Annotated in this window: 21 protein-coding genes; 14 read left to right on the top strand and 7 right to left on the bottom strand. The window is 69.7% G+C overall.

The window, feature by feature from the left end; translation table 11 throughout:
• Nucleotides 1-7 precede the first annotated feature (7 nt).
• The 8 genes from P7V53_RS20705 (at nt 8) to P7V53_RS20740 (ending at nt 8316) form a co-directional block, all read left to right on the top strand.
• Nucleotides 8-1171, top strand: coding sequence for an acyl-CoA dehydrogenase family protein (locus P7V53_RS20705; RefSeq protein ID WP_280151401.1), 1164 nt, complete (start codon nt 8-10; stop codon nt 1169-1171).
• Between the two features lie 63 nt (nt 1172-1234).
• A complete protein-coding gene (locus P7V53_RS20710) occupies nt 1235-2404 on the top strand; it encodes a CaiB/BaiF CoA-transferase family protein (RefSeq protein ID WP_280151402.1) in 1170 nt (389 codons plus the stop codon).
• A 109-nt stretch (nt 2405-2513) separates the two neighbouring features.
• On the top strand, nt 2514-3884 hold the full coding sequence (locus P7V53_RS20715) for an MmgE/PrpD family protein (RefSeq protein ID WP_280151403.1): 1371 nt from the start codon (nt 2514-2516) through the stop codon (nt 3882-3884).
• Entirely contained in the window at nt 3881-4672 is a 792-nt protein-coding gene (locus P7V53_RS20720; protein WP_280151404.1) for a CoA ester lyase, read from the top strand. Before P7V53_RS20715 ends, P7V53_RS20720 begins: the two co-directional genes overlap by 4 nt.
• Nucleotides 4669-5073: a VOC family protein gene (locus tag P7V53_RS20725; RefSeq protein ID WP_280151405.1), complete on the top strand. Its 405-nt coding sequence runs from the start codon at nt 4669-4671 to the stop codon at nt 5071-5073. Before P7V53_RS20720 ends, P7V53_RS20725 begins: the two co-directional genes overlap by 4 nt.
• Nucleotides 5070-6059: a tripartite tricarboxylate transporter substrate-binding protein gene (locus P7V53_RS20730; RefSeq protein ID WP_280151406.1), complete on the top strand. Its 990-nt coding sequence runs from the start codon at nt 5070-5072 to the stop codon at nt 6057-6059. Before P7V53_RS20725 ends, P7V53_RS20730 begins: the two co-directional genes overlap by 4 nt.
• Nucleotides 6060-6179: 120 nt before the next feature.
• Nucleotides 6180-6488, top strand: a complete 309-nt coding sequence (locus P7V53_RS20735) for an EF-hand domain-containing protein (protein WP_280151407.1) — start codon at nt 6180-6182, stop codon at nt 6486-6488.
• A gap of 157 nt (nt 6489-6645) precedes the next feature.
• Entirely contained in the window at nt 6646-8316 is a 1671-nt protein-coding gene (locus P7V53_RS20740) for a choline dehydrogenase (protein ID WP_280151408.1), read from the top strand.
• Between the two features lie 21 nt (nt 8317-8337).
• Here P7V53_RS20740 and P7V53_RS20745 read toward each other — a convergent pair whose 3' ends face one another.
• The 4 genes from P7V53_RS20745 to P7V53_RS20760 all read right to left on the bottom strand — a co-directional run bounded on the left by P7V53_RS20745 (nt 8338) and on the right by P7V53_RS20760 (nt 12639).
• Entirely contained in the window at nt 8338-9840 is a 1503-nt protein-coding gene (locus P7V53_RS20745; RefSeq protein ID WP_280151409.1) for a glucan biosynthesis protein G, read from the bottom strand.
• A 69-nt stretch (nt 9841-9909) separates the two neighbouring features.
• Nucleotides 9910-10233, bottom strand: coding sequence for a hypothetical protein (locus P7V53_RS20750; protein ID WP_280151410.1), 324 nt, complete (start codon nt 10231-10233; stop codon nt 9910-9912).
• A gap of 103 nt (nt 10234-10336) precedes the next feature.
• A complete protein-coding gene (locus P7V53_RS20755; RefSeq protein WP_280151411.1) occupies nt 10337-11353 on the bottom strand; it encodes a glycosyltransferase family 4 protein in 1017 nt (338 codons plus the stop codon).
• Between the two features lie 8 nt (nt 11354-11361).
• Nucleotides 11362-12639, bottom strand: a complete 1278-nt coding sequence (locus P7V53_RS20760; protein WP_280151412.1) for a glycosyltransferase — start codon at nt 12637-12639, stop codon at nt 11362-11364.
• A 238-nt stretch (nt 12640-12877) separates the two neighbouring features.
• Between P7V53_RS20760 and P7V53_RS20765 the strand changes: the two genes are divergently transcribed.
• Nucleotides 12878-13309: a hypothetical protein gene (locus P7V53_RS20765; protein WP_280151413.1), complete on the top strand. Its 432-nt coding sequence runs from the start codon at nt 12878-12880 to the stop codon at nt 13307-13309.
• Between the two features lie 27 nt (nt 13310-13336).
• Here P7V53_RS20765 and P7V53_RS20770 read toward each other — a convergent pair whose 3' ends face one another.
• Nucleotides 13337-14242, bottom strand: coding sequence for a LysR family transcriptional regulator (locus P7V53_RS20770; protein ID WP_280151414.1), 906 nt, complete (start codon nt 14240-14242; stop codon nt 13337-13339).
• 129 nt (nt 14243-14371) lie between these two features.
• Here P7V53_RS20770 and P7V53_RS20775 point away from each other — a divergent pair, with 129 nt between their 5' ends.
• The 5 genes from P7V53_RS20775 to opgC all read left to right on the top strand — a co-directional run bounded on the left by P7V53_RS20775 (nt 14372) and on the right by opgC (nt 19576).
• On the top strand, nt 14372-15304 hold the full coding sequence (locus tag P7V53_RS20775) for a dihydrodipicolinate synthase family protein (protein WP_280151415.1): 933 nt from the start codon (nt 14372-14374) through the stop codon (nt 15302-15304).
• A gap of 26 nt (nt 15305-15330) precedes the next feature.
• Nucleotides 15331-16299: a tripartite tricarboxylate transporter substrate binding protein gene (locus tag P7V53_RS20780; protein ID WP_280151416.1), complete on the top strand. Its 969-nt coding sequence runs from the start codon at nt 15331-15333 to the stop codon at nt 16297-16299.
• On the top strand, nt 16289-17002 hold the full coding sequence (locus tag P7V53_RS20785) for an SDR family oxidoreductase (protein WP_280151417.1): 714 nt from the start codon (nt 16289-16291) through the stop codon (nt 17000-17002). Before P7V53_RS20780 ends, P7V53_RS20785 begins: the two co-directional genes overlap by 11 nt.
• Before the next feature lie 18 nt (nt 17003-17020).
• On the top strand, nt 17021-18187 hold the full coding sequence (locus tag P7V53_RS20790; protein WP_280151418.1) for a mandelate racemase/muconate lactonizing enzyme family protein: 1167 nt from the start codon (nt 17021-17023) through the stop codon (nt 18185-18187).
• Nucleotides 18188-18397: 210 nt separating this feature from the next.
• Nucleotides 18398-19576, top strand: a complete 1179-nt coding sequence (opgC, locus tag P7V53_RS20795) for an OpgC domain-containing protein (RefSeq protein ID WP_280151419.1) — start codon at nt 18398-18400, stop codon at nt 19574-19576.
• Here the strand turns inward: opgC and P7V53_RS20800 are convergent.
• Both P7V53_RS20800 and P7V53_RS20805 read right to left on the bottom strand, forming a co-directional pair.
• On the bottom strand, nt 19503-20279 hold the full coding sequence (locus tag P7V53_RS20800; protein WP_280151420.1) for a GDSL-type esterase/lipase family protein: 777 nt from the start codon (nt 20277-20279) through the stop codon (nt 19503-19505). The genes opgC and P7V53_RS20800 overlap by 74 nt on opposite strands.
• 243 nt (nt 20280-20522) lie before the next feature.
• On the bottom strand, nt 20523-25262 hold the full coding sequence (locus tag P7V53_RS20805; RefSeq protein ID WP_280151421.1) for an NB-ARC domain-containing protein: 4740 nt from the start codon (nt 25260-25262) through the stop codon (nt 20523-20525).
• Nucleotides 25263-25314 lie beyond the last annotated feature (52 nt).

Here is a 25314-nt window from a genome sequence, read left to right on the forward strand (position 1 = left end):
GACCGACATGCTGAAGACCGCCACCGACAAGCACCAGGACATCCGCGACGCCGTGCGCGCCCTTTGCGCCGAGTACCCGGACGAGTACCACCGCCGCATCGACGAGCAGCGCGCCTATCCGGAGGCCTTCGTCGACGCCCTCACCCACGCCGGCTGGATGGCCGCGATGATCCCGCAGGAGTACGGCGGCTCCGGCCTGGGCCTCACCGAGGCGTCGGTGATCATGGAGGAGATCAACCGCTCGGGCGGCAACTCCGGCGCCTGCCACGGCCAGATGTACAACATGGGCACGCTGCTGCGCCACGGGTCGCCGGCGCAGAAGCGGCTGTACCTGCCGAAGATCGCCACCGGCGAGCTGCGCCTGCAGTCGATGGGCGTCACCGAGCCCAGCACCGGCACCGACACCACCAAGATCAAGACCACCGCGGTGCGCCGCGGCGACCGCTATGTGGTCAACGGCCAGAAGGTGTGGATCTCGCGCGTGCAGCACAGCGACCTGATGATCCTGCTGGCCCGCACGACGCCGCTGGCCGACGTGAAGAAGAAGTCCGAAGGCATGTCGATCTTCCTGGTCGACCTGCGCGAGGCCGTGGGCCACGGCATGACGGTGCGGCCGATTCCCAACATGGTCAACCACGAGACCAACGAGCTCTTCTTCGAGAACCTCGAGATCCCGGCGGAGAACCTGATCGGCGAGGAAGGCCACGGCTTCAAGTACATCCTCGACGGGCTCAACGCCGAGCGCACGCTGATCGCAGCCGAGTGCATCGGCGACGGCTACTGGTTCGTCGACCGCGTCACCCGCTACGCCAGCGAGCGCGTGGTGTTCGGCCGGCCGATCGGCCAGAACCAGGGCGTGCAGTTCCCGATCGCCGAGTCGTACATCGAGGTCGAGGCGGCGAACCTGATGCGCTGGAAGGCCTGCGAGCTGTTCGATGCGCAACAGCCCTGCGGCGCGCAAGCCAACATGGCCAAGTACCTCGCGGCCAAGGCCTCGTGGGAGGCGGCCAACGCCTGCATCCAGTTCCATGGCGGCTTCGGCTTCGCCAACGAATACGACGTGGAGCGCAAGTTCCGCGAGACGCGGCTGTACCAGGTCGCGCCGATCTCGACGAACCTGATCCTGTCGTATGTGGCGGAGCATCTGCTCGGGTTGCCTCGGTCGTTCTGACCGGGGTTCGTGGTTGAAGAAATCGTCGATCACCCTCAACGGATTCGAAGGACATCATTTCCCATGCGACCGCTTGAAGGCATCACCGTCGTCACCCTCGAGCACGCGATCGCGGCGCCCTTTGCCACGCGCCAGCTCGCCGACCTGGGCGCGCGCGTCATCAAGGTCGAGCGCCCCGGCGTCGGCGACTTCGCGCGGGCCTACGACCAGCGCGTGCGCGGGCTCGCATCGCACTTCGTGTGGACCAACCGCTCGAAGGAGAGCCTCACGCTGGACCTGAAGCACGCCGACGCGCCGCAGATCCTCGCGCGCCTGCTCGCCAAGGCGGACGTGCTGGTGCAGAACCTCGCGCCCGGCGCGGCGGCCAGGCTGGGGCTGTCGTACGAGGCGCTGAGCGCGCAGCACCCGCGGCTCATCGTCTGCGACATCTCCGGCTACGGCGACGACGGCCCCTATCGCGACAAGAAGGCCTACGACCTGCTCATCCAGAGCGAATCGGGCTTCGTCTCCATCACCGGCAGCGCGCAGGAGCCGGCGAAGGCCGGCTGCTCCATCGCCGACATCGCGGCCGGCATGTACGCCTACTCCAACATCCTGGCCGCCCTCATCGCCCGCGGCCAGAACGGACGCGGCCGGCGCATCGAGGTGTCGATGCTCGAGAGCATGGTCGAGTGGATGGGCTATCCGCTGTACTACGCGTTCGACGGCGCCGAGCCGCCGCCGCGGGCCGGCGCGGCGCACGCCACCATCTACCCGTACGGGCCCTTTCCCACCGGCGACGGACGCACCGTGATGCTGGGCCTGCAGAACGAACGCGAATGGCAGTCGTTCTGCGCCAAGGTGCTGCGCCAGAGCGCGCTCGCGGCCGATCCGCGCTTCGTCTCCAACGCCGCCCGCACCGCTTCGCGCGATGCCTTGCGTGCGCTGATCGTCGAGGCCTTCTCGTCGCTCACCGCCGAGCAGGTGGTCGAGCGCCTGGAGGCCGCGGGCATCGCCAACGCGCGCGTCAATTCGATGGCCGATGTGTGGGCCCATCCCCAGCTCGCGGCGCGCAAGCGCTGGGTGGAGGTGCAGACCCCCGCCGGACCGGTGCCCGCCGCGCTGCCGCCGGGCAGCGAAGACCCGCGGATGGAGGCGGTGCCGGCCCTGGGGCAGCACACGGAGTCGCTGTTGGTGGAGCTGGGGTACGGGGCCGACGACTTCGCACGCTGGCGAGAGCAGGCGGCCATCTGACCGAGACAAGTCCCTTTCAACCACGGAGACACAGAACTGAGAGAACGCAGAGAAGAAGACGTCTTCCATTCATCTCTGTGTCCCTGTGGCTCATTCCAACGAGGTTCCGATGACACACACCGCTCCCGGCCAGGCACTCGCCGCCTTCGCCGCCTCGCTGCGCTTCGAGGACATCCCCGCGCCGGTCGTCCGTCGCGCCGAAGACTTGATGCTCGACTGGCTCGGCTCCGTCCTCGCCGGCAAGGACGCGCGCCCGGTCGAGACCATCGCGAGGTTCTTCGAATCCATGGGCCCGGCCGACGGTGAGAGCGAAGTCCTCATCCATCGCCGGCGGTCCAGCCCGCTGGTCGCCGCGGTGGCGAACGCCGCGGCATCGCATTTCGCCGAGCAGGACGACGTGCACAACGGCTCGGTGTTCCACCCCGCCGCGGTGGTGTTCCCGCCTGCGCTGGCGGTGGCGCAGGCGCTGGGGCGCAGCGGCGCCGAGCTGCTGGCCGCGGTGGTGGCGGGCTACGAAGTCGGCATCCGCGTCGGCGAGTTCCTCGGCCGCTCGCACTACCGCATCTTCCACACCACCGGAACGGCCGGCACCCTGGCCGCGGCGGCCGCGACGGGCCATCTGCTGCGGCTCACGCCGGCGCAGATGAACCATGCGTTCGGCTCGGCCGGCACGCAGTCGGCGGGCCTGTGGGAGTTCCTGCGCGACGCGGCCGACTCGAAGCAGCTGCACACGGCTCACGCGGCCGGCGCGGGCCTGACCGCCGCCTGGCTCGCCGCCGATGGCTTCACCGGTGCGCGGCGCATTCTCGAAGGCGTGCAGGGCATGGCCGCCGGCATGTCGAGCGACGCCGATCCGGCACGCCTCACCGACGGCCTCGGCACGCGCTGGACGCTGGCGGAGACCTCGTTCAAGTTCCATGCCTCCTGCCGGCACACCCATCCAGCCGCCGACGCGCTGCAGCAGGTGCTGCGCAGCGAGCGCCTCGCGGCGCAGGACGTGAAGCAGGTCACCGCGCTCGTGCACCAGGGCGCGATCGACGTGCTGGGTCCCGTGACCGATCCGCAGACCGTGCACCAGGGCAAGTTCTCGATGGGCACCGTGCTCGGTCTGATCGCCGTGCACGGACACGCCGGCCTGACCGAGTTCGACGCGCATTACCGCGACGCCGCCGTGACTGCCTTTCGCGACAAGGTGAGCATGCAGCTCGACCCCGAGGTCGACGCCGCCTACCCTGCCCGCTGGATCGGCAAGGTGGTGGTGGAGACCGTCGACGGCCGGCGCCTCGAAGGCCGCGTCGACGAGCCCAAGGGCGATCCGGGCAACACGCTGTCGCGCGCGGAGATCGAGGACAAGGCGCTTCGCCTGGCGGCCTACCGCGGCGGCGCCGACGAGGCGCAGATGCGCTGCGCCATCGCCGCCGTCTGGTCGCTTGCCGACGCGCCGCGCGCGCCGGTCTTCTTCGCCGGGAGCGCGCGATGAGGGCGCCCCGCACCTATCTCTTCGTGCCGGCGGATCGGCCCGAGCGCATCGCCAAGGCGCTGGCCTCGGGCGCGGATGCGGTGATCGTGGACCTCGAGGATGCGGTCGCCCCGACCGCCAAGGACCAGGCCCGCGACACGCTTCGCGACTGGCTGGCACGCACCGACGCGCGCATCGTGCTGCGCCTGAACGGCGTCGACACGCCGTGGCATGAGGCGGACCGCGCGCTGTGCCGCGCGCCCGGCATCGCTGCGGTCATGTGCCCCAAGGCCGAGCGTGCCGGCGACCTCGACTTCGACGGCAAGCCCGTGCTGCCGCTGGTGGAGACGGCCGCCGGCTTCGATGCGCTGCGCGAGATCGCACGGGCGCCCGGCGTCGAGCGCCTGGTGTTCGGATCGATCGACTTCCAGCTCGACCTCGGCATCGCCGGCGACGGGGACGAGCTGCTGCCATTCCGCTCGCACATCGTCCTGGCCTCGCGGCTCGCCGGCATCGCACCGCCGGTCGATGGTGTCAGCACCGCCATCGACGACGGCGCCCAGCTGCACGCCGACGCGCTGCGGGCGCGCCGGCTCGGCTTCGGCGCCAAGCTGTGCATCCATCCGCGGCAGGTGGAGGCGGTGAACCGCGCGTTCACCCCGAGCGACGACGAGGTGGAGTGGGCACGGCGCGTCCTCGCCGCGGCTCAGGCCGCAGGCGGCCGGGCGGTCGCGGTGGACGGCAAGATGGTCGACCGCCCGGTCATCCTGCGAGCCGAGGCGCTGCTGCGCCAGGCGGGGGGTTCATGATCGACCACCTGGACCATCTGGTGCTCACCACGGTCGATCGCGACGCCTGCATCGACTTCTACACCCGCGTGCTCGGCATGGCGCTGGAGAGCTTCGGCGCCAACCGGACGGCGCTGCGCTTCGGCCGCCAGAAGATCAACCTGCACGAGCGCGGCCGCGAGTTCGAGCCGAAGGCGCATCTGCCCGTGCCGGGCGCTCTCGACCTGTGCTTCATCGCCGACCGCCCGCTGGAGCAGGTCGTCGCGCACCTGCGCGCCTGCGACTGGCCCATCGTCGAGGGGCCGGTGGAGCGCACCGGCGCCACGCAGAAGATTCTCTCGGTCTATGTGCGCGATCCCGATCTGAACCTGATCGAGATATCGCAGCCGCTTCCCACAACGACACACGGAGACAGACCATGAAACGACTCTTCGCCGCCATCGCGCTCGCGGCAGCCGCCGCGGCGTCCTTCGCCCAGGGCACGTCGACGAGCCCGGCACAGGGCTATCCGGGCAAGCCCATCACGCTGGTCGTGCCCTTCGCCGCGGGCGGGCCGACCGACGTCGTGGCCCGCGCGCTCGGCCAGGCCATGACCCGGACGCTGGGCCAGGCGATCGTCATCGAGAACAAGCTCGGCGCCGGCGGCACGCTGGCCGCCGGCTACGTCGCGAAGGCCGCGCCGGACGGCTACACGCTGCTGATCCACCACAACGGCATGTCGACCGCCCCCGCGCTGTACCGCAAGCTGGCCTACAACCCGCTGACCGACTTCGAGTACGTGACGCAGGTGGTCGACGTGCCGATGACGCTGCTCGGCCGCAAGGACCTGCCGGCCAAGGACCTGCAGGAGCTCATCGCCTACCTGAAGGCCAACGCCGCCAAGGTGAATCTGGCGCATGCGGGGCTTGGGGCGGTGTCGCACCTGTGCGGCATGGTGTTCCGCCAGGCCATCGGCGTCGAGCTGCAGACCGTGCCCTACCAGGGCACCGCGCCGGCGATGAATGCGCTGCTCGGCGGCCAGGTCGATCTGCTGTGCGACCAGACGACGCAGACCACGCAGCACATCAAGGCCGGCAGCGTGAAGCTGTACGGCGTGACGACCAGGGAGCGCATCAAGGCGCTGCCCGACGCGCCGACGCTGCAGGAGCAGGGCCTGCGCAACTTCGAGGTGGTCGTCTGGCACGGCGTGTATGCGCCCAAGGGCACGCCGAAGGAGGTGATCGACAAGGTCAACGCCGCCGTGCGTGCGGCGCTGAAGGATCCGACCGTGATCCAGCGCATGAGCGAGCTGGGCGGCGAGATCGTGCCCGAGTCCAAGCAGACGCCGGAGGCCTTGCGGGGCTGGCTGAAGACCGAGGTCGATCGCTGGGGGCCGGTGATCCGGGCAGCGGGCGTGTACGCGGACTGAGGCCGACGCCTGGCGCACTGCGCTCGCCAGCGTTGCGAGTGACAGTTGCAACGCGGCCGCAATCAGCCGCTGACATGGCTGCAGGACGATGGCCTTCCCATCCACTTTCGAAGGTCTTCGATGAATCGCCTCTCTCTTTGCCTGCTGGCCACTTCCGCCCTGACCCTGTCCCTGCATGGCGCGTATGCCAACGAGGCCTATCCCGACGGCGTCTCCAGGCAGGAGCAGGCCGCGCGCGTCGAGCACCTGAAGGCGCAGATCGACAAGCGCTTCAGCGCCGCCGACGTCAACCACGACGGCAAGCTGAGCCGCGACGAGGCCAGGACCGTGCCGCGCATCTCGCGGCGCTTCGATGAGATCGACACCGGCAAGACCGGCTACATCACGAAGGAGCAGGTGCAGGCGAAGCTGCTCGACGGCGCGAAGTAGACAGGCCCACGATCCTCCCCTGCTCGGGCTGCCGGGCGGCGGCGGCACGCAAGGCACGGCGTTGCGCGCTGCCCGGCCTCGGCCTTGGGGTTATCACTCCGCTCTCGATGTCCCCGATCGAAGGACGATACGTCGCTGGCACATGACGGAGACAGCGATGGAATTCGACCATGTCATCGTGGGCGCGGGCTCGGCCGGCTGCGTTCTCGCGGCGCGCCTCAGCGAGGACCCCGGGGTGACCGTCGCGCTGATCGAGGCAGGCGCAGCCGACAAGAGCGTGCTGATCCACTGCCCGGCCGGCCTTGCCCTGCTGGCGAAGAACGGCCAGGCCAACTGGGCCTTCGCGACCGTTCCGCAGCCGGGCCTGAACGGCCGCCGCGGCTACCAGCCGCGCGGCAAGGTGCTGGGCGGGTCGAGCTCGGTGAACGCGATGATCTATGTGCGCGGTCAGCGCGAGGACTACGACCACTGGGCTGCCCTGGGCAACCCCGGCTGGGGCTTCGACGACGTGCTGCCGCTGTTCAGGCAGGCCGAGCACAACGAGCGCGGCGCCGACGCGTGGCACGGCACCGGCGGGCCGCTGAACGTGATGGACCTGCGCAGCCCGAACCGCTTCGGCGCCCTGTTCGTGGAGGCGGCACGGCAGGCCGGCCACCCGCTGAATGCCGACTTCAACGCCGAGCGACAGGACGGCGTGGGGCTCTACCAGGTGACGCACAGGAACGGCGAGCGCTTCAGCGCTGCCAAGGCCTACCTCACGCCCAACCTGCACCGGCCCAATCTGCACGTGGTGACGCAGGCGCAGGTGACGCGTCTGCTGCTCGAAGGCAGGCGCGCGGTGGGCGTGGAGCTGCGGCAAGGCGGCGCGCTGCGCACGCTGAAGGCGCGCCGCGAGGTCCTGCTCAGCGCCGGCGCCCTGCAGTCGCCACAGCTGCTGATGTTGTCCGGCATCGGCCCGGCCGCGCATCTGCGCGCGCTCGGCATCCCTGTCGTGCACGACCTGCCGGGCGTCGGGCAGCACCTGCACGACCATGTCGACGTCGTCCAGGTGGTCGACGCGCCGGGGCTCACCGACCTGTTCGGACTGTCGCCGGCCGGCGTGCTGCGCGTGGCCCGGGCCATCTTCGAATGGCGGCGCTCGCGCAGCGGCATGCTGACCACCAACTTCGCCGAAGCCGGCGGCTTCATCAAGAGTCGGCCCGAGGAGCCCACGCCCGACCTGCAGCTGCACTTCGTCATCGCGAAGCTGATCGACCACGGCCGCAAGACGGTGTACGGGCACGGCTACTCCTGCCATGTGTGCCTGCTGCGTCCTGCCAGCCGCGGCCGCTTGACGCTGGCCAGCGCCGACCCGATGGCAGCCCCGCTGATCGATCCCAATTTCCTCGGCGAGCGCGACGACGTGGAGCGATTGGTGCGCGGCTTCAAGGCCATGCGCCACATCCTCCAGCAGCCGGCGCTGGCGGCGCTGGGCGGTCGCGAATCCGCCGCGTCGGCCAAGGCGCGCAGCGACCCGGAGATCGAGCAATTCGTGCGCGACCACGCCGACACGATCTATCACCCGGCGGGCACCTGCCGCATGGGCCCCGATGCGACGGATGTGGTCGACGCCGAGCTGAGGGTCAAGGGCATCGAGGGCTTGCGCGTCGTCGACGCATCCATCATGCCGCGCCTGGTCAGCGGCAACACCAACGCGCCGACGATGATGATCGCGGAGAAGGCGGCGCGGCTGATCGCAGCGTCGCGGCGCACAGCCGAGGTCGTCGGGGCGGCTGCCGAGCGGAACACCAGCGATTCCTTTCCTCGCCAGCGGGAGAAGGTGGGATGAGGGCAAGCGCGGCGAAGCCCTTCACTCCGGGGGCAGCGCGTAGCGCCAGGTCTCGCTCACCACGCCGGCCCCGCGCTGCAGCACGGCGCGCAGTTCCACCGCTGCCGCCTTGTCGGTGCGCCGCACTTTCACCGTCAGGCGCCAGCCGCCCAGCACCGGGTGCGGATAGACGTTGGCTTCGAGCAGCTCGGCCGGACCGGTGACGCCGACCTTTGCCTGCACCGGCGCGCCGCCATCCACGCGGCCTGCGAAGTCGACGACGAAGTGAATCTCATGGGGCGCCGGACCGGTCGGCCCGTGACCGCGCCGCGACTGCGCCACCCGCGCCAAGGACGGCTGCGGCGGCACGTCGCGGCCCCAATGCAGCCGCCAGGCGATGTCGTACGGCTCGCCCGGCCGCGGCGTGCGTTCGCCGACCCAGTACGCGACCGCGTTGTCGACGAACTCGAAGGCGGCGTTGAACTGCATCAGCTCGATGCGTCCGGCGCCCCAGTCGCCAAGCGGCTCGACCCACACGCTGGGGCGCTGCTCATAGCGCGCTTCGGTGTCTTCGTAGCTGGCGAACGAGCGATCGCGCTGCAGCAGGCCGAAGCCCGACAGTCGTTCGTAGGCGAGCCGCCGCGTGAACGGCGCCGGCGGATTGACCAGCGGGTGCCACGACCAGTCGCCGTCGCCCGCGACCAGCAGACCGTCCGAATCGTGGACTTCGGGACGGAAGCCGTCGTGTCGCGGCTGGTTCTCGCCCGACAGGTACATGCTGGTGAGCGGCGCGATGCCGAGCGTCGCCACGGGCTGGCGCAGGAACAGCCGCGCCTGCACGTCGACAGTGGTCTCGTGCGCGCCGGGCCGCACGACGAAGCGGTAGGCGCCGGCCACACGCGGGCTGTTGAGCAGCGCGTACAGCGTGAGCGTGGCGGCGGTGGGCGAAGGACGCACCAGCCAGAACGCCTCGAAGATCGGGAACTCCTCGGTGCCGGGCCCGGACGTGTCGACGGCGATGCCGCGCGCCGACATGCCGAAGAACCGGCCGGCCACCGGCACGCGGAAGTAGCTGGCGCCTAGGAACACGATGAGCTCGTTGCCCGGAGGAGGCCGTGCCTGCACGTGGTGCACGCGAAAACCGGCGACCTCGGCCGCGTCCGGCAGCGCGCCACCCAATGCGCGGCCGTAGTCGAAGACGTCGCGCGACACCCGCCATGCACGCTCCGCGCCGTCGACCACCTCGAACAGGCGCACCGGATTCGGATGGCCGCCGCCCACGTGGAAGAGCTGCACCTCGAACGGGAGGCCCTGCGCGCGCCAGAGCGCCTGCGACGGCCGGTGACGGATGTCGCGCCAGGCGTCGTAGCCCATGTCGCGCAGTCGTGCGTCGGAGGTCAGCGCCGGCCCCGCGAAGGGGCGCGACGCGACGTCGCGTGCGCGGGCGGCGACATCCTCGAAGCCGAACGCCAGCGCGGCGCTCGCGGCCAGCGCCAGCAGCGCTGCCGTCGCCATCGACGGCAGCCACGTCGCGTCGACCTTCATGCCCGCCGGATCAGCTCCATGCGCTGAACCGGCAAGCGGCGATCCCGCGATCGCCCGGCGCCAGCGCCTTTACAGGTCGTGGTTGCAGTGCCCCGCCCCGGCGCCCGCCGGGCTGCGCGCGACCTCGCTGGCGGAAGGCACGCCGTCGTCCGGCGTGGTGGCGGTCTGCTCGACCACACGCACCGGCGTGGCCGCCGTGGGCTCGGCGCCCGCGACCGCGGTCGTTGCCGACGGGAAGAACAGCGCCGCGACGACGACCAGCGCCACGAGCGCCGCAGCAATCGCGCCGACCAGGCGCGGGCGCGACAGCGGGGCCCCGCTGTTCGTCGGCGGCAGCAGCTCGTGCGCGGCCCGCTGCCGCTCGCGATCGGGTTCATGGATGCGCAGGCACATGGTGCAACTCCTTCGGCATGGCGGCGCGACGCGGCGATGCGCGTCTGTCTCTCCAGTATGGTCGGCCGGCTGCGGCGCGCCAGTCGAAAATCGTTACCGACGCCTACACCAGCCGCCGGTACAGCGCCTCGTACCGATCCACCATCGTGTCCACGGTGAAGTGCGTCTCGACGTGCCGCCGGCAGGCCGCCCGATCGATCCGGTGGGTCGCCTTCACGGCCTCGACGAGCGCCTCGTGGCTGTCGGCCAGGAAGCCCGTCTCGCCGTCGACGATCACCTCGGGCGCCGCGCCTTTGGGCCGCGCCACCACCGGCGTTCCGCAGGCCATGGCTTCGATCATCACGAGCCCGAAGGGCTCGGGCCAGTCGATCGGGAACAGCAGCGCGCGTGCGTGGCGCATCAGCTCCAGCTTCTCGTCTTCGCTCACCTCGCCGGCGTAGCGCACCAGCGGATGCGCCAGCCGCGGCTCGACTTCGCGCTCGAAGAAGCCGCGGTCGATGGGGTCGATGCGGCCCGCCAGGGTGAGCCGCATGCCCGCATCGACGGCGATGTCGATGGCCTCGTGCGGAGCCTTGTCGCGGCACAGCCGGCTCACGAAGAAGAGCTCGTCACCGCCCTGCGCGTCGAACGGATAGTTCTGCAACGCCAGGCCGTGGTGGATGGTGTCGGCCCAGCTCGCCTGCGGCGCATGCGCCTGTTGGTCGCGGCTGATCGACACCTGCAATGCCTCCGGAAAGAGCCGGAAGATCTCCTGCAGCGAGGGCACGTCGAGCCGGCCGTGCTGCGTCGTCACCACCTTCGCAGGTGCATGCGCGATGTAGGGAAACGCGCGGTAGCCCGTGTGGCCGTGGATCAGGTCGAACTCGGCCGCGCGCCGGAACACCTGCGCGTGCAGCAGGAAGTCCGCGGCCAGCGGATCGGCGGCACTGTCCTGCCAAAGCGCGCGCGGCACCGCGGGCACCAGGCGGGCCGACGTGCGCGAGTCGCCGCTGGCGAACAGCGTCACCTCGTGGCCGCGCGCCACCAGCCCTTCGGTCAGGTCGTAGATGACGCGCTCGGTGCCGCCGTAGCGTCCGGGCGGCACCGGGAGCAACAGCGGGGCGATCTGGGCGATGCGCATGCGGTCGATCAGCGGGCGCCGTCGCGCTCGCCGAAGCCTCGGCCCTGCGGCGCGACCGACCGTCGCGAGCGCGGCGGCGCGCGATCCGCATCGAGCTGTCCCAGCAGATCGAGCCAGCGACCCAGGTTGCGCGTGATGAGGAATTCCCGCGCGACGTGCCGGCGACCCGCCTCGCCGAGCTTGCGCATGCGCTGCGGATCGCCGAGCAGCGCCCTGATCTGGGCAGCGGTTTCCTCCACCGACGAGACGAGCACGCCCGTCACGTCGTCGATCACCTGCAGCGGCAGCCCGCCCACCGCGCTCGCGATGACCGGCTTGCCCTTCCACATCGCCTCGGCCACGGTGAGTCCGAAGCCTTCGCGCAACGACTTCTGCAAGACGATGGCCGAGCCGCGCACCAGCGCATTGATGTCCCGGTCCTCGTAGAGCCGGCCGCCGAGCACGTGGATGTCGGGGTCGCCGTTCGCTTCCTCCAGCACCTCGGCCAGCACCAGCGCACCATCGGGATCGTCGTCGGCCACACCGCCGACGAGCACGAGCCGACAGTCCACATGGCGGCGCGCGATGCGGAACGCGCGCACCACGCCGATCGGATCCTTCAGGCGATCGAACCGGGACACCTGGGTCACGATGGGCTTGTCGCGCGGCACGCCGAGCCGCGCGAACACCTTGTCGATCGCCGCCGCCGACAGCTCGATGTTCTTGTCGGACAGCGGGTCGATCGGCGGGCAGAACACATGCTCGGGCATCGACATGCGCTGGCGGAAGCGATCCGACGAGTAGATGGCCGCGTCGTAGCGGGCGACGAAGGGCTTGAGGAACTCCCACAGCTGCGGCTGCGGCCGCGACACGTCGATGTGGCAGCGCCACACCCATCGGCTCGCCGGCGCCTTGGCGCGTGCCTCGATCAACGCGAGCGGCTGGGGGTCGTGAATGACGACGACGTCCTCGTCGCCCGCGAGCTCGACGAGGTTGCGGCGGTTGGTGTCGAGAAAGATCTCGAGGTCGTCCGCGCCGATGTCGGTCGGGTCGCCCTGCAGCGCGTAGTGGAACAGCTTGGTGACGCGAAAGAACTCCGCGTCGCCTTCCATCACGCGCCACTCGGTGTGGATGCCGAGCTCGTTGAGCAGCGGGACGAGCCGGTGAAGGATCTCGGCCACGCCGCCGCCGACGGCCGTGGAGTTCACCATCTTGACGCGCCGCCCCGCCAGCGGCTCGGCCGCCTTGCGAAGTTGCGCGATGGCCTGGGGTCCGACGACCGATTCGTATGCGTTGAGTGTCTCCATGCCTTCTGCAGGCAATCCCCGTGCGCACGACCCGCCCCTGAGCGGCGTCGCCGCGGGACTGTAATTTCTTCACCATGACGCTTCAGCATCGCTTCAGGTGCATCGGCGATACCGCATGGGAACCCGGGACTTGGAGGGGAATGTGCAGCTCGCGACGACTGATGGCGTCAGCCCCGACTGTCTTGCGCCAGGCGGCAGAGGAGCATCGCAGGGCGCAGTGCGCGCATGCCGGACAGCGGTGCTGAGTTTCATGGTCGGGTGCGGTCCGGCGGGCTGGCTCCAGGCGCTGGCCGAGCCTGCGGTGGTCGCCTCGGAGGCGGCATCGGCCCCGCGCGACAGCGTCATCCCGGCCAGGCGCTCGCTGCCCCACCGCAGCGCCGAAGCAAGCGGCAACGACGCACCGTCCGGGCCGCCTTCATCCACGCCTGCAGCCTTGCCGTTCTCGGTGGTCGAGATCGCGCCGCCGCCGCTGCCCGGCATGGGACCGCCGGCGCGCCACCACCATGCCCTCAGCTTCAGGCTGCAAGCGGCGGAGCAGGCGATGCGCGGCTGGGGTGTGGAGGCTTCTGAATGCAGCCTGCAATTGCGCATGCCATCGAAGATGGCGCAGCTGCGCGTCGGCGCATCGGTCGACGTGACGGCGCAGCTGCGCTTCGGATGCCGCTTCTGATGCAGAGTGGGCTTCGACTCGCCCCAGTCATTGCGCCGCGTGGGTCGCTGCCTGCCAGAACGCCTCGGCCGCGCGCGGCAGTGCGGCCTGGCTGCGGAACAGTCGGACCTCGACCTCGACCTTCCACTCGGCACCCCCGGCTTCGACCAGGCGCCTGCCGGCCAGCTCGTCGCCGATGAGGCTGAGCGGCAGCCATGCCACGCCGCGACCGTCGAGGGCCATGGTCTTGAGCACGGAGGCGAGGTGCGCGGTGAACACCTGCTCGACATTTGCCTGCTCGAGGGCCGTGCCCCGAAGCGCGCGAACCAGGCGCCCGATGCCCGACTCGGTGCTGTAGGCCAGCACCGGCACGCGGCCCCCGGCGCTCGACGACAGCACATGGCGCGCTCGCCCGTCGTTGCCGGGGGCGGACACCGGGATCAGTGAATCGCCGCCGACCTTCACCGAGCGGTGACCGGCCGGATCCAACCTTCCCGGCACCAGCTCGTGCCAATGGCACAGCAGGAACTGCACCCTGCCCTGCAGCATCAGCGACTCGCACTGCTGCAGCACGTCGGAGACGAGCTGCACCGGCCCGACCGTCGTGCGCGACTCCAGGCTGCGCAGCCAGCCCGGCAGGAAGGTGAAGGACAGCGCGTGCGTCGACGCCAGCCGCAAGGTCGCGGAGCTGGCGTCGGCCACGGCGCGCGCTTCATCGGGCACACGTGCGACGCGTGTCAGGATTTCCTGCGCCACCGAGCGAAACCACTCGCCGGTCTCGGTGAGCACGGCCGGATGCGAGCTGCGGTCGAACAGCACCACGCCCAGCCATTCCTCGAGCGCGCGGATGCGCCGGCTGAAGGCCGGCTGCGTCATGTGGCGCTCCTCGGCGGCTCGCGAGAAGTTGCCGCTCGAGGCCAGGGCGAGGAAGTCGTCTAGCCAGGACAGGTTCATCGGCAGTGCTTTGGCGGCATTGAAGAAGAGAAAAGCGGCATTGGCCAGGGTGCGCCGCGGCGACCATCATTGCCTGACTCGCTGCCGCCTCGCTCCTGCCAGGCGGCATTGTTCACCAAGGAGACACCCGTGCCCACGATCCAGAACTACCGCGGAATCATTCCGGCCATCGCCTGTCCGTTCACGCCCGACCACAAGATCGACGAGCGCGCCCTGCGTCGCCTGGCGTCGTGGCTGGCCAGGCAGCCCGGCGTTGTCGCGGTGATGACCAACGGCCACACCGGCGAGGTGTTCTCGCTGATGCCGCGCGAGCGCGCGCAGGTGACCCGCATCGTCGCCGACGAGCTCAAGGGCAGGCTGCCGGTGATCTCGTCCATCGTCTGCGAAGGCATCGGCGACGCGAAGGAGCACGCCGCGCTGGCGCGCGAGGCCGGCGCCCAGGCGCTGGACGTGATGCCGCCGCACCACTGGCTGCGCTTCGGCTTCCGCCCCGATCACGTCACCGAGTACTTCTCGGCCATCGCCGAGACAGGTCTCGACCTGGTCGCTCACGTCTACCCGGCGTGGACCCGCGCGTCGTACTCGTCGGCCACGCTGGCGCAGCTGGCCCGCATGCCGCAGGTCCAGGCCTTCAAGGTCGGCCAGCGCGACATGAACCGCTATGCAAGCGACATCAAGGCCATCCGCGAGGCGGACGCCTCCAAGGCCATCCTCACCTGCCACGACGAGTACCTGCTCGCCACCATGGTGCAGGGTGTCGACGGCGCGCTGGTCGGCTTCGCGACCTTCATCCCCGGCCTGATCAACGACCTGTGGGAGGCGGTGAAGGCCGGCGACCTGAAGCGGGCGATGAAGATCCAGGACCTCATCACGCCGCTGAAGGACGCCGTCTACGGCGGCGGCGAGCCCACCGGCGAAGCGCACGCGCGCATGAAGGCCGGCATGTACCTCGCCGGAGTGATCGACGACCCGACCGTGCGTCCGCCGACCGAAGCGCCGAGCGAGGCCGAGATGCAGGCGTTGCGCAAGGCGCTGGCCAATGCCTCCCTTCTGCAGCGCTGAAGACAAGAGCCCGAGGAGACACAGCCATGCAACGCAGACACTTCATTCGCGCCGCTGCGGTCGCCGCCGCGATGCTGGCGGGCAGCGCGGCCGTCCTGGCCGACACCTACCCGTCCAAGCCCATCACCATGATCATCCCCTTCCCGCCCGGCGGCACGCTGGACGTGGTGGGGCGCATGCTGGCGCAGAAGCTCGGCGAGCAGATGGGCCAGGCCTTCGTGGTCGAGAACCGGCCCGGAGGCGCCGGCACGATAGGCGCGATCGCGGTGCAGAAGGCGCCGGCCGACGGCTACACGCTGCTGTTCAGCCCGTCGACGCTGACGACCACGCCGATGACGATGAAGTCCGCGCCGTACGACGTGCTCAAGGATTTCGCGCCGGTGGCGCTGGTGGCCAAGGCGCCGCTGGCGATCGCCGTCAACAAGAATCTTCCGATCACCGACGTCAAGAGCCTGGTCGCCCACGCCAAGGCCAACCCCGGCAAGCTCAGCTTCGCGATCGGCTCCACCGGCTCGGCCGGGCACCTGTCGACCGAGCTGCTGCGGCGCGCCAGCGGCATCGAGTACCTCATCGTTCCGTACAAGGGGTCGGCGCCGGCCTACCAGGACCTGATCGGCGGACAGATCGACGGCTTCATCGACCCCATCCTCGGCTCGGCGCCGTACGCCAAGGCCGGGCAGGTGCGGGTGATCGCCGTCACGTCCAAGGCGCGACTGCCCGGCCAGCCCGAGGTGCCGGCCGTCAGCGAGACCGTGCCGGGCTACGAGTTCTACAGCTGGTACGGCCTCTGGGGCCCGGCCAGGCTGCCGGCGGAGGTGGCGCAGCGCCTGAATGCGGAAGTCAACAAGGCGCTGGCCACCGACATGCGAAACAAGCTCGAGCAGCAGGGGCTGCTGCTCACGCCGGGGTCCATCGACGACTTCGTGCACTTCGAGCGAGAGGACATGGCACGCGCCGCGAAGATCATCGCCGAGGGGAAGATTCGTGCCGAATGAGCAGGCGCCGGCCGCGTCGCGCGTGGCCATCGTCACCGGCAGCAGCTCGGGCATCGGCCTGGCCATCGCCGAGCGACTGCTGGCCGACGGCTGGCGCGTGCGCGGCTTCGACGTGGCGCCGGCGCACCTCGCGCATGCGGCCTTCGAGGCCGTCAAGGTCGACCTGGTCGACGGTGCGGCCACCGAAGCGGCCGCGCGCGCGGCCCGCGACGCGACGGCCCTCGTGCACGCGGCCGGCGTGCTGCGTGTCGGCACGCTGGGTGCCTTGCAGCCGCGCGACGCCGAGCTCATGTGGCGGCTGCACGTCGAGGCGCTGACGCGCATCGCCGATGCCGTCGTGCCGGCCATGGCCGAACGCGGCGAAGGCCGCGTCGTGCTGATCGGCAGCCGGGTCGCGCAAGGCAAGGCCGGACGCAGCCTCTACGCCGCGACCAAGGCAGCCCTGGTGGCGCTGGCGCGCAGCTGGGCCGCCGAAGTGGTGGCGAACGGGGTGACCGTCAACGTCGTCTCGCCGGCGGCCACGCAGACCGCCATGCTCGACGACCCGGCGCGCCGCGCCGAGACCCCGCAGCTGCCGCCGCTCGGCCGCCTGATCCGGCCGGACGAAGTGGCGGCGCTGGTGAGCTACCTGCTGTCGCCCGCGGCGGCGGCCATCACCGGACAAGACATCCAGATTTGTGGCGGCGCCTCGCTGGCCCGCTGATCGCGACCAGGAAACAGCATGAAGATCATCGACATCCTCGAAGTCACCCGCCCCATCAAGTCCAACATCCGCAACGCCTACATCGACTTCTCGAAGATGACCCTGAGCCTGGTGGCGGTGGTGACCGACGTCGTGCGCGACGGCAGGCGCGTCGTGGGCTACGGCTTCAACTCCAACGGGCGCTACGGCCAGGGCGCGCTCATCCGCGAGCGCTTCCGCCCGCGCGTGCTCGAAGCCGAGCCGGGCAGCCTGCTCGACGAGCAGCGCGACAACCTCGATCCGCACAAGGTGTGGGCCGCGATGATGACCAACGAGAAGCCGGGCGGACACGGCGAGCGCTCGGTGGCGGTCGGCACCATCGACATGGCGGTGTGGGATGCCGTGGCCAAGATCGAGGGCAAGCCGCTGTTCCAGCTGCTCGCCGAGCGCTACGGCAACGGCACGCCCGACCGCAAGGTCTTCGTCTATGCCGCCGGCGGCTACTACTGGCCCGGCCAGGGCCTCGAAGGGCTGGAGCGCGAGATGCGCAGCTACCTCGACCGCGGCTATTCGGTGGTCAAGAAGAAGATCGGCGGCGCCTCGCTGGCCGAGGACCGCAAGCGCATCGAGGCGGTGCTTCGGCTGCTGGGTCCCGGCCAGAGGCTGGCCGTCGATGCGAACGGCCGCTTCGACCTGAAGACCGCCATCGAGTACGCCAAGGCGCTGTCCGAGTACGACCTGTTCTGGTACGAGGAAGCCGGCGACCCGCTGGACTACGCGCTGCAGGCCGAGCTCGCGAACCACTATGCGGGCCCGATGGCCACCGGCGAGAACCTGTTCTCCATGCAGGACGCCCGCAACCTCATCCGCTACGGCGGCATGCGGCCCGACCGCGACTGGCTGCAGTTCGACTGCGCCCTGAGCTACGGCCTGGTGGAGTACCTGCGCACGCTGCAGATGCTGAAGGAGCACGGCTGGTCGCCTGCGCGCTGCATTCCCCACGGCGGCCACCAGATGTCGCTGGCCATCGCCGCCGGCCTGGGGCTGGGCGGCAACGAGTCCTACCCCGATCTGTTCCAGCCGTACGGCGGATTTCCCGATGGCGTGAAGGTCGACAACAGCATCGTCACGCTGCCCGAGCTGCCGGGAATCGGGTTCGAGGGAAAGGCCGACCTGTACCGCGAGATGTGCGCGCTGGCCGCGTGAACCCTGGGGCGATGCCGTCGGGTGGGCTTGCGCTGCCGGTCCATCCGACCCCACTGCGACCAGTTCCTGTCCGGTCCGCTAACCTGACCGCCGATTCCGCGGATTCCGAGGACACAGGCCATGAGCAGAACGGACGGCGCGCCCGACCCGATGAAGGTTGCCATCTCGGGAATCAGGACCCGGCGCATGTCTTAGGCCGAGCTCCCCGCCATGACTGCGGCACCGGACGCGGCTCGACGTTGGGAGGTCGATGCGCTGCGTGGCCTGATGCTGGTGTTGATGACCCTCACGCACATGCCCACGCGGTGGGCGGACGCGCTGGGCCAGCCGTTCGGCTTCGTCTCCGCGGCCGAGGGATTCGTGCTGCTGTCGGGCTACATGGCCGGCCTCGTCTACACGCAGCGCCAGCGCCGCGACGGCGACGAGATGATGCGCAAGGCCTTCCTGCAACGGGCAGTGAAGGTCTATGCCTGTCAGGTGGGACTGCTGCTCTTTCTGTTCACGGTGATCTCGGTGATCGGCGTCGCGGCGTCGCAGCCCGCCGTGACCGACCTGCTCAGCTTCTACCTCGACGAACCGGCGAAGGCGTTCCTGGCCGGCCTTGCCCTTGTCTACAACCCGCCGCTGCTCGACATCCTGCCGCTGTACGTCCTGTTCCTGGTGCTGAGTCCCCTGCTGCTGCTGCACGGTGCCCACGACCACTGGGGAGCGATCCTCGTGGGAAGCGTGGCGCTGTGGGCGGGAGCCCAGTTCGGGCTCGGTGACCTGCTTTATCGGCTCATCGCCCCTGCCACCCAGGTGCCGGTGGAGCAGACGGGTTCATTCTCGGTGCTCGCATGGCAGGTCCTCTGGGTGGTCGGGCTCTGGATGGGGGCGCGAGAAGCGAGCGGCAGGCCGCTCGTCCACCAATGGCCTCCCGTGCTCGTGACCGCGGCCCTGGTCTACGCACTCGTGTCCCTGGCGTGGCGGCACAGCGTCGGCCAGGTGCCGACCCAGCCTTGGGCGGTGACGCTGTTCGACAAATGGCATCTGGGTCCGGCCCGGCTGCTCAATGTGATTGCGATGCTGCTGCTGGTGCTGCGCTTCGGTCCTCGCCTGTCGGCGCGACTGGGCGGCATGCGCGTGCTCGAGACCCTGGGCGCAGCGTCCTTGCCGGTGTTCTGCGCACACCTGGTGCTGGCGCTGCTCGCGCTGGCCCTCGTCGGTGCCCCGACGGCAAGCCGACCGTGGACCGTCGACGCGGCCATCCTCCTGAGCACCTTCACTGCGCTGTATGCCGTGGCCTGCGTCGCGCTGGACCTCGACAGGCGAGCCGCTAGCGCGCGGCGGCGGTGGTCTGCACGGCAGGCGAGCCGGCAGCCGGCGACGCGTTCAGGTGTTCGGCGATGACGCTGTGCCAGAGTGCATAGCCGGCCGCGTTGAGGTGCAGCTTGTCGGCGATGAAGAGCTCGTCGCGCGGCCGACCGTCAGCGTCGAGCATGCGTGAATACACGTCGATGTAGTCGACTCCATTCGTCTGCGCATAGCGCTCGATCAGGGCATTGGCGGCTGCAGCCCGTGCCTGCAGGGCGTGCCGGGCGGGGCTCGGCTTGATCGAAAGGTACGACACCTGCGTGCCGGGCAACTCGCCACGCACGCGCTCCACGAAGCGCACGAAGCGTCCGAGCACCTCCTCGGGCGACGCCCCCTCGGCGAGGTCGTTGTCACCGGCGTAGACCACCACCCGCCGAGGTTTGTAGGGCAGCACGAGGCGGTCCGCAAGCTCGACGCAATCCGCAAGGCTGGAGCCCCCGAATCCGCGCTTGATGATGCCCAGGGAAGCGTCGAACTCCTTCTCCAGGCCGTCCCACAAGCGGATGGACGAGCTGCCGACGAAGAGCACCCCGCCCGGACGCGGCGAGCGCAGCCGGTCGGACGCCGCGAAAGCATCCAGCGTTTCCTGCCACTTCGCCAGGCGCTGATGCTCACGCTCGGAGCGGGGCTTGTGTGGGGTGGTCACGGGTGCGGTCCCCTGCCCGTGGGCCATGAGGGTCCCCGCCAGCAGCCCGCTGCCTGCGAGGCCGGCCACGACACGACGAAGCTTCTTGGCCATGAGTACTCGCCTCCTGAAAACGCGTGGTTACAACGCGGGGCGCAACGCACGCCGGGAATCAAGTCATCGTGAGATGGCGGGCAATCGGCAAGCCCGCACAGGTGGCACTGCTCCTGGCACCGGGCCGGGCTGGATCGAGCCGCCATCGCCTCGGCCGACAGTACCACTTCGTGCGTCGGGTGGATCAACGGCGCCTGCCCGCCTTCCTCGCCTGGCCAGGACGGAGGGACGGCGCCTCGCGCCTCAACCTGTCCAGCGCAGCCAGTGAAGGCCCAGCGTCCCCGACGCCACCAGTCGCTCACGGCCCTTCAGCCAGCAGCATGCGTCCAGCTTGTCGCCGCTGTGCAGGCTCGCCACCCAGCAACGCCCGCGCAGGTCGACCACGCGCAGGACGCCCGACTCGAAGACGAAGGCAGCGAACAGGCCGTCGCCGCTCAGGCTGCACGACAACGGCCGGTCCTCCGGTCCGGGCCAGTTCAGCACGAACTCACCGTGCTGCGTGCTCCACACGCGGCAGGTGTTGGAGCTGTCTTCCTGCGTCCAATGCAAGCCCGAACGGCGGTCTGCCGTCACGGCGCATCGGGCCCAAATGACCTGACCGTCCGTTCCGGCGTAATCCGGCGCCGGCACCCTGAACCATGCCGAGCTGTCGCCGACGCGCACGCCGACCAGCTTGCGCTGCACCGACACGCCGGCGACATGCAGCATCCTCGGCACCATGGCGATCGGCTCCAGGTCCTTGAACCGCAGGATGCGCATGGCATGGCCGGTTGCGACGGCCAGCGTCTCGCCATCAGGCGACAGCGCGCAGCACTGCACGAGCTTGGGCCATTCCTTCAGGCCAGCCCGGCTCTGAAGGAGTCCGGAGTGGATGTCCCACACGTCGATGCCCGGCTCCCAGCTCAGTGCGGCAACACGCTTCCCATCCGGATGGAACGCGACATCGACGACCGGGCGCGAGGACGATTTCAGTCGACGGTGGAGGCGATGGGTCTCGACGTCCCAAATACACGTTGTCCCGTCGTCCGACCCGGTGGCCAGCCATCGCGCGCTCGCGTCGAAGGTACATCGGTTCACCTGCTGCTCGTGCTGTCGCCATGTCGCCAGCGGCACGCCGGAACGTGTGTCCCACAGGGTCACGTTGCCATCGGCATCGCCCGACGCCGCCAGCGTGCCGGCTTCGTTCAAGGCGCCGCATGTCACCGCGGCCGGATGGTCAGGCAGCCGACGTATCAGCGTGCCGTCCGGTTTCCACAGCGCGACCGATCGATCGGACGAAGCCGTCAGGAGAACGCTTGCGCCGGCAGCGAGAGCCAGATCGACGATCGGGGCCGCATGCCCCTCGATGCAGAAGTCGCGCACCCCGTCTTCCGCTCTCCAGCGGCTCCACGTGCCGTTCCACGAGGCGGTGAACACATGAGGACCTTCCGGGACATGGAGGGCACCCGAGACGAAATGGCCATGGCCGCCGAAGGTGGCGCGTCGAAGGCCGGTTTCACAGTCCCAAAGAATCGCACTGCCGTCGTCGGAGGCGGAGATCAAGGTGCGGCCCTCGCGGCTGAAGGCACATCGCGTGACCGGACCCACGTGGCCGGCCAGTGCAACTTGCCTGGGACCGGCTGATTCGTCGGCCGTGAAGGAGGCGAAAACCTGGCCCGTGGCGGCATCGACCATGCAGATGGTCGGGTCGACGTCATCGAATCTCCGCTCCACGCCGGCCAGCCACGCGCCATCCCTGGCAAGCATCGCGTCGACCAGGGGTTCGATTTGCGGGGACGTCGTGACGGCGCCGTGATCGATCCGATGAGCGTGGAGGCGTCCGTCGCTCGTCTGCCATCTCAATGCCTCGCCGCGGTCAGCAAAGGTGCACCAGAGAACGCCGGCACCCTCGGCGTCCGGTGACGAAGCCGGTACCAGCAGCACCGGACAAGGCCGTTGAACATCGGCCTGCCATACGCGCAAGGGGCCGTTGTCCGGGGCGGCCGCAACGTATCGGCCGTCCGGCGACACGCAGACACACGCAAGCGGCCCCTCCAGCGCCGGCTCCAATCGGTGTTGCCGCGCAGGGTCGCCATGCCAGACGGACAGGGCGTGGTTCGCGTCCGACGTGACCAGGTGCGCGCCATCCGGTGCGGACGCCACGATGCGACCGTGCCGCTGGCGATGCTGCGGCTGATCGTCGTCGTGTTCACCGAGTTGCCAGACTCTGATGGCGCTGCCTCCGGCTGCGGCGAAGTGGCGCGCATGCGGGTCCACCGCGACCGCGCTCACGAACCGTGCGTCGGTGTCGATCGTCTTCTGGAGCGAGCCCGTGTCGGAATTCCAGATCCGAAGCGCACCATCGTGGCCGCCCGAGATGAGCCAAGGCTTGTGACGAGCAGCCGCGGAGCATTGGACGCCGCGGGGGTGGGCCGCCAGGTCCGCGATCAGTGCACCTCCCGGCCAGTCCCAGAGTCGCAGTCTTCCGTCGGCCGCGCCAGTGACGAAGCGATGCCCACCGTAGGCCAAGGTGCCGGTGGCGATCGGCAATGCATGCGCCGGCACGACGAGCGCGCATGAGAAATCGCTCAGGTTGAACATCCGCCAGTGGCCATCGGCGGCTGCCGTCACCACGCTCGTGCCGTCGGCTGCGAAGTTGCACGCCACGATGGACGCGGCATGCCCCTTGAGCGCATGCAGCCGACGCCCGGTGCACAGCTCCCAGAGGTGCAGGCGGTTGTCGGCACCTCCCGCTGCCAGCCACGTCCCGGACGGGTCGATGTCGCAGCAAAGCAGGCGGCAGCCGCAAGCTTCCAGGTCGGTCGTCTTGGCGCCCGTGGCCATGTCCCAGATGGCGGGTGTACCGTCATCGCCAACCGACACGGCGGTCCGATCGTCGGGCATGAACATGCACGCGTTCATCTTGCCGCCCTGGCCGGAGAACCGCGCCAGTGGCCGGCCGGTCCGCATCTCCACGACCTGCGCCCATCCCGCTCGGGTGCCGCAGAGCAGCCGCTCGCCGTCGACGTTGAAGGCGAGGCTGCGGACGCCGGCGTCCAGCCGAAGTTCGAACATCAGGTCCGGGTGCAGCGCAGGCAGCGGGTATTGCGCCAGCAAGGCCGGGCCGGACGACGCCCCGTCGCCCTCGTCCTCCATGGCAAACGGGGCGAGACGGCAACGCAAGGTCTGCGTCAACTCGCGCACATCGCGAACCTCGTCGAGCACGTGCGCGGATCGGCCCACTTCGCGTTCGATCGCGCGAAGCAGAGGATCTGAAACGACCAGCTCGGCGGCGAGTGCCAGGTCCTGACGCAGCGACCACGATCGGTGCCGATGGATGCGAGCCGTCGCAAAGTCGACCGACTTCAGGACCCGCACCAGCTCGTCGAGCCGCCCGGCCGCTGCAAGGTGATAGGCCAGATGCCTCAGCAGGTACTCGTTCGAGAGAGCCGCCTGTTCCGCGGGCCGGCCCTCGCCGAGCGCGTCGACGAGCGCACCGTGTCGAGACATCAGCACGGCGCTGTCGTGCGCATCGAGAAGAAAGTGGCGGATGGCATCGTGCAGGCGCACGGTCCGTGTCTCGAGGTTGACTTGCTGCAGCAACGAGACCGTGTGCAGCCTCAGGCAGAAGTCCTCGACCTCGAAGGGACGAAGCCGCCCCCGCAGGTGCCAGTAGCGGCCCAGTTCGAGCAACGGAATGTCAAGGTCCTCGGGAAAGACCGCCAGGTCGAAGAATCGCTCGGTTTCGGAAGCACTCAGCCCGTCGAGACTCAGCTGGACGGTGCGCGCGACCGCGCGGTTGCGATCCTCCGCATTTCGCGCATCGAACGCGAAGACACCGCGCGTGGCGAGCGCCTCCTCCACCCATGCCAGCGCCTCGTCGGGCGGCTGCGCCGCTTCCACGATGCGACGACGCAGCACGCCGTTGGCCAGCTTCAGCAGCAGCGGCCATTCGCCCAGACGCTCGGCGAGAGTGCGCAGGTGCGACGGGTGGAGTGCCGGGAGGCCCTGGGCAAGGAGCGCCATTGCCTCCTTCGACTTCATCTGGTCGACTGCGATGCGCCCGGCATCCGGCGGCAATGTGTCGCCGTCGCGCGTCGTGATCAACCGCGAGCACTGAGGTCCGCCCTTGAGAAACGGCGCGAGGTGCTCGGCGTGCCAGACGTCGTCGATGACAAAGAGCAGCCGACGGTCCGCCAGCGACTGGCGCAGGCGTGCAGCGGCTGCATCGAGACCGGCGAAGCCCGGTCGCTCGCCGTCGAGCGTCTCGATCAGATCGACGACTCGATCGAGGAGGTCTGCGCTCCCCGGCCGCTCACCGAGCGTGATCCACACGACGCCATCGTCGAAGACTTCGAGAACACGGGGATCGTGGCAGATCGCGCGGGCCAGCGTGGTCTTTCCATAGCCGCCGGCACCGCGCAGGGCGGCCGTGATGGCAACCGGCTCGTGGCGCTGCGGCTCGATCAGCAGCCGCACCAGCTGCTCGTACTCGGTGGTCCGGTGCACGTAGTCGACCGGCACGGCTTCGGCCATGAACGGCACGCGCCGCACCTTCGGCGAGCGGTTCAGCTCGGCGATCAGTCGCTGCAGATTCTCACCGGCGTGCCAGTGCAACGAACGCAGCCATCGTGGAACCGCACCCGCGAACTGCATCGTGCCGGCTGTCACCGGACAGACAGCGACTCCCTGCTGGCGGGCGTACTGGCATTCGCGTCGAACCACCTCCGAGGCGAGCGCGCCTTCGGTCATCACCAGCACCAGGTACTCGACGCGATCGAGCGCCTGCCTGATTTGCAGCCACCAGTCGTCGCCGACCTCGATCTCGGGGATGTCCTGCCACACCGACAGGCCGGCGTCCATGAAAGCCTGGCGAAGCCGCTCGGCGAGCTGGGTGCCGTCCACGCGTGCATACGAGATGAAGACGCCGAGACGGGGCGAGGCACCTCGCACTTGCGGTCGCGTCGCACGTCCCGTGAGACGCGGGCTGCCGAGTGTGTCCATGTCGTCTTGCTACGGGCTGTGCTTGACGCGGATACTAGCGAATACACCCTGT

The organism is Piscinibacter sp. XHJ-5, from assembly GCF_029855045.1.
Lineage (GTDB): Bacteria > Pseudomonadota > Gammaproteobacteria > Burkholderiales > Burkholderiaceae_C > Albitalea.

What these genes read in the sequence shown, in the direction of transcription:
- P7V53_RS20780 (WP_280151416.1), top strand. Translation starts at nt 15,331, where the DNA reads ATGCAACGCAGACACTTCATTCGCGCCGCTGCGGTCGCCGCCGCGATG.
- P7V53_RS20750 (WP_280151410.1), bottom strand. Translation starts at nt 10,233, where the DNA reads ATGTGCCTGCGCATCCATGAACCCGATCGCGAGCGGCAGCGGGCCGCG.
- P7V53_RS20770 (WP_280151414.1), bottom strand. Translation starts at nt 14,242, where the DNA reads ATGAACCTGTCCTGGCTAGACGACTTCCTCGCCCTGGCCTCGAGCGGC.
- P7V53_RS20745 (WP_280151409.1), bottom strand. Translation starts at nt 9,840, where the DNA reads ATGAAGGTCGACGCGACGTGGCTGCCGTCGATGGCGACGGCAGCGCTG.
- P7V53_RS20740 (WP_280151408.1), top strand. Translation starts at nt 6,646, where the DNA reads ATGGAATTCGACCATGTCATCGTGGGCGCGGGCTCGGCCGGCTGCGTT.
- P7V53_RS20800 (WP_280151420.1), bottom strand. Translation starts at nt 20,279, where the DNA reads ATGGCCAAGAAGCTTCGTCGTGTCGTGGCCGGCCTCGCAGGCAGCGGG.
- P7V53_RS20705 (WP_280151401.1), top strand. Translation starts at nt 8, where the DNA reads ATGCTGAAGACCGCCACCGACAAGCACCAGGACATCCGCGACGCCGTG.
- P7V53_RS20730 (WP_280151406.1), top strand. Translation starts at nt 5,070, where the DNA reads ATGAAACGACTCTTCGCCGCCATCGCGCTCGCGGCAGCCGCCGCGGCG.
- P7V53_RS20720 (WP_280151404.1), top strand. Translation starts at nt 3,881, where the DNA reads ATGAGGGCGCCCCGCACCTATCTCTTCGTGCCGGCGGATCGGCCCGAG.
- opgC (WP_280151419.1), top strand. Translation starts at nt 18,398, where the DNA reads ATGACTGCGGCACCGGACGCGGCTCGACGTTGGGAGGTCGATGCGCTG.
- P7V53_RS20805 (WP_280151421.1), bottom strand. Translation starts at nt 25,262, where the DNA reads ATGGACACACTCGGCAGCCCGCGTCTCACGGGACGTGCGACGCGACCG.
- P7V53_RS20725 (WP_280151405.1), top strand. Translation starts at nt 4,669, where the DNA reads ATGATCGACCACCTGGACCATCTGGTGCTCACCACGGTCGATCGCGAC.
- P7V53_RS20710 (WP_280151402.1), top strand. Translation starts at nt 1,235, where the DNA reads ATGCGACCGCTTGAAGGCATCACCGTCGTCACCCTCGAGCACGCGATC.
- P7V53_RS20755 (WP_280151411.1), bottom strand. Translation starts at nt 11,353, where the DNA reads ATGCGCATCGCCCAGATCGCCCCGCTGTTGCTCCCGGTGCCGCCCGGA.
- P7V53_RS20790 (WP_280151418.1), top strand. Translation starts at nt 17,021, where the DNA reads ATGAAGATCATCGACATCCTCGAAGTCACCCGCCCCATCAAGTCCAAC.
- P7V53_RS20735 (WP_280151407.1), top strand. Translation starts at nt 6,180, where the DNA reads ATGAATCGCCTCTCTCTTTGCCTGCTGGCCACTTCCGCCCTGACCCTG.
- P7V53_RS20715 (WP_280151403.1), top strand. Translation starts at nt 2,514, where the DNA reads ATGACACACACCGCTCCCGGCCAGGCACTCGCCGCCTTCGCCGCCTCG.
- P7V53_RS20760 (WP_280151412.1), bottom strand. Translation starts at nt 12,639, where the DNA reads ATGGAGACACTCAACGCATACGAATCGGTCGTCGGACCCCAGGCCATC.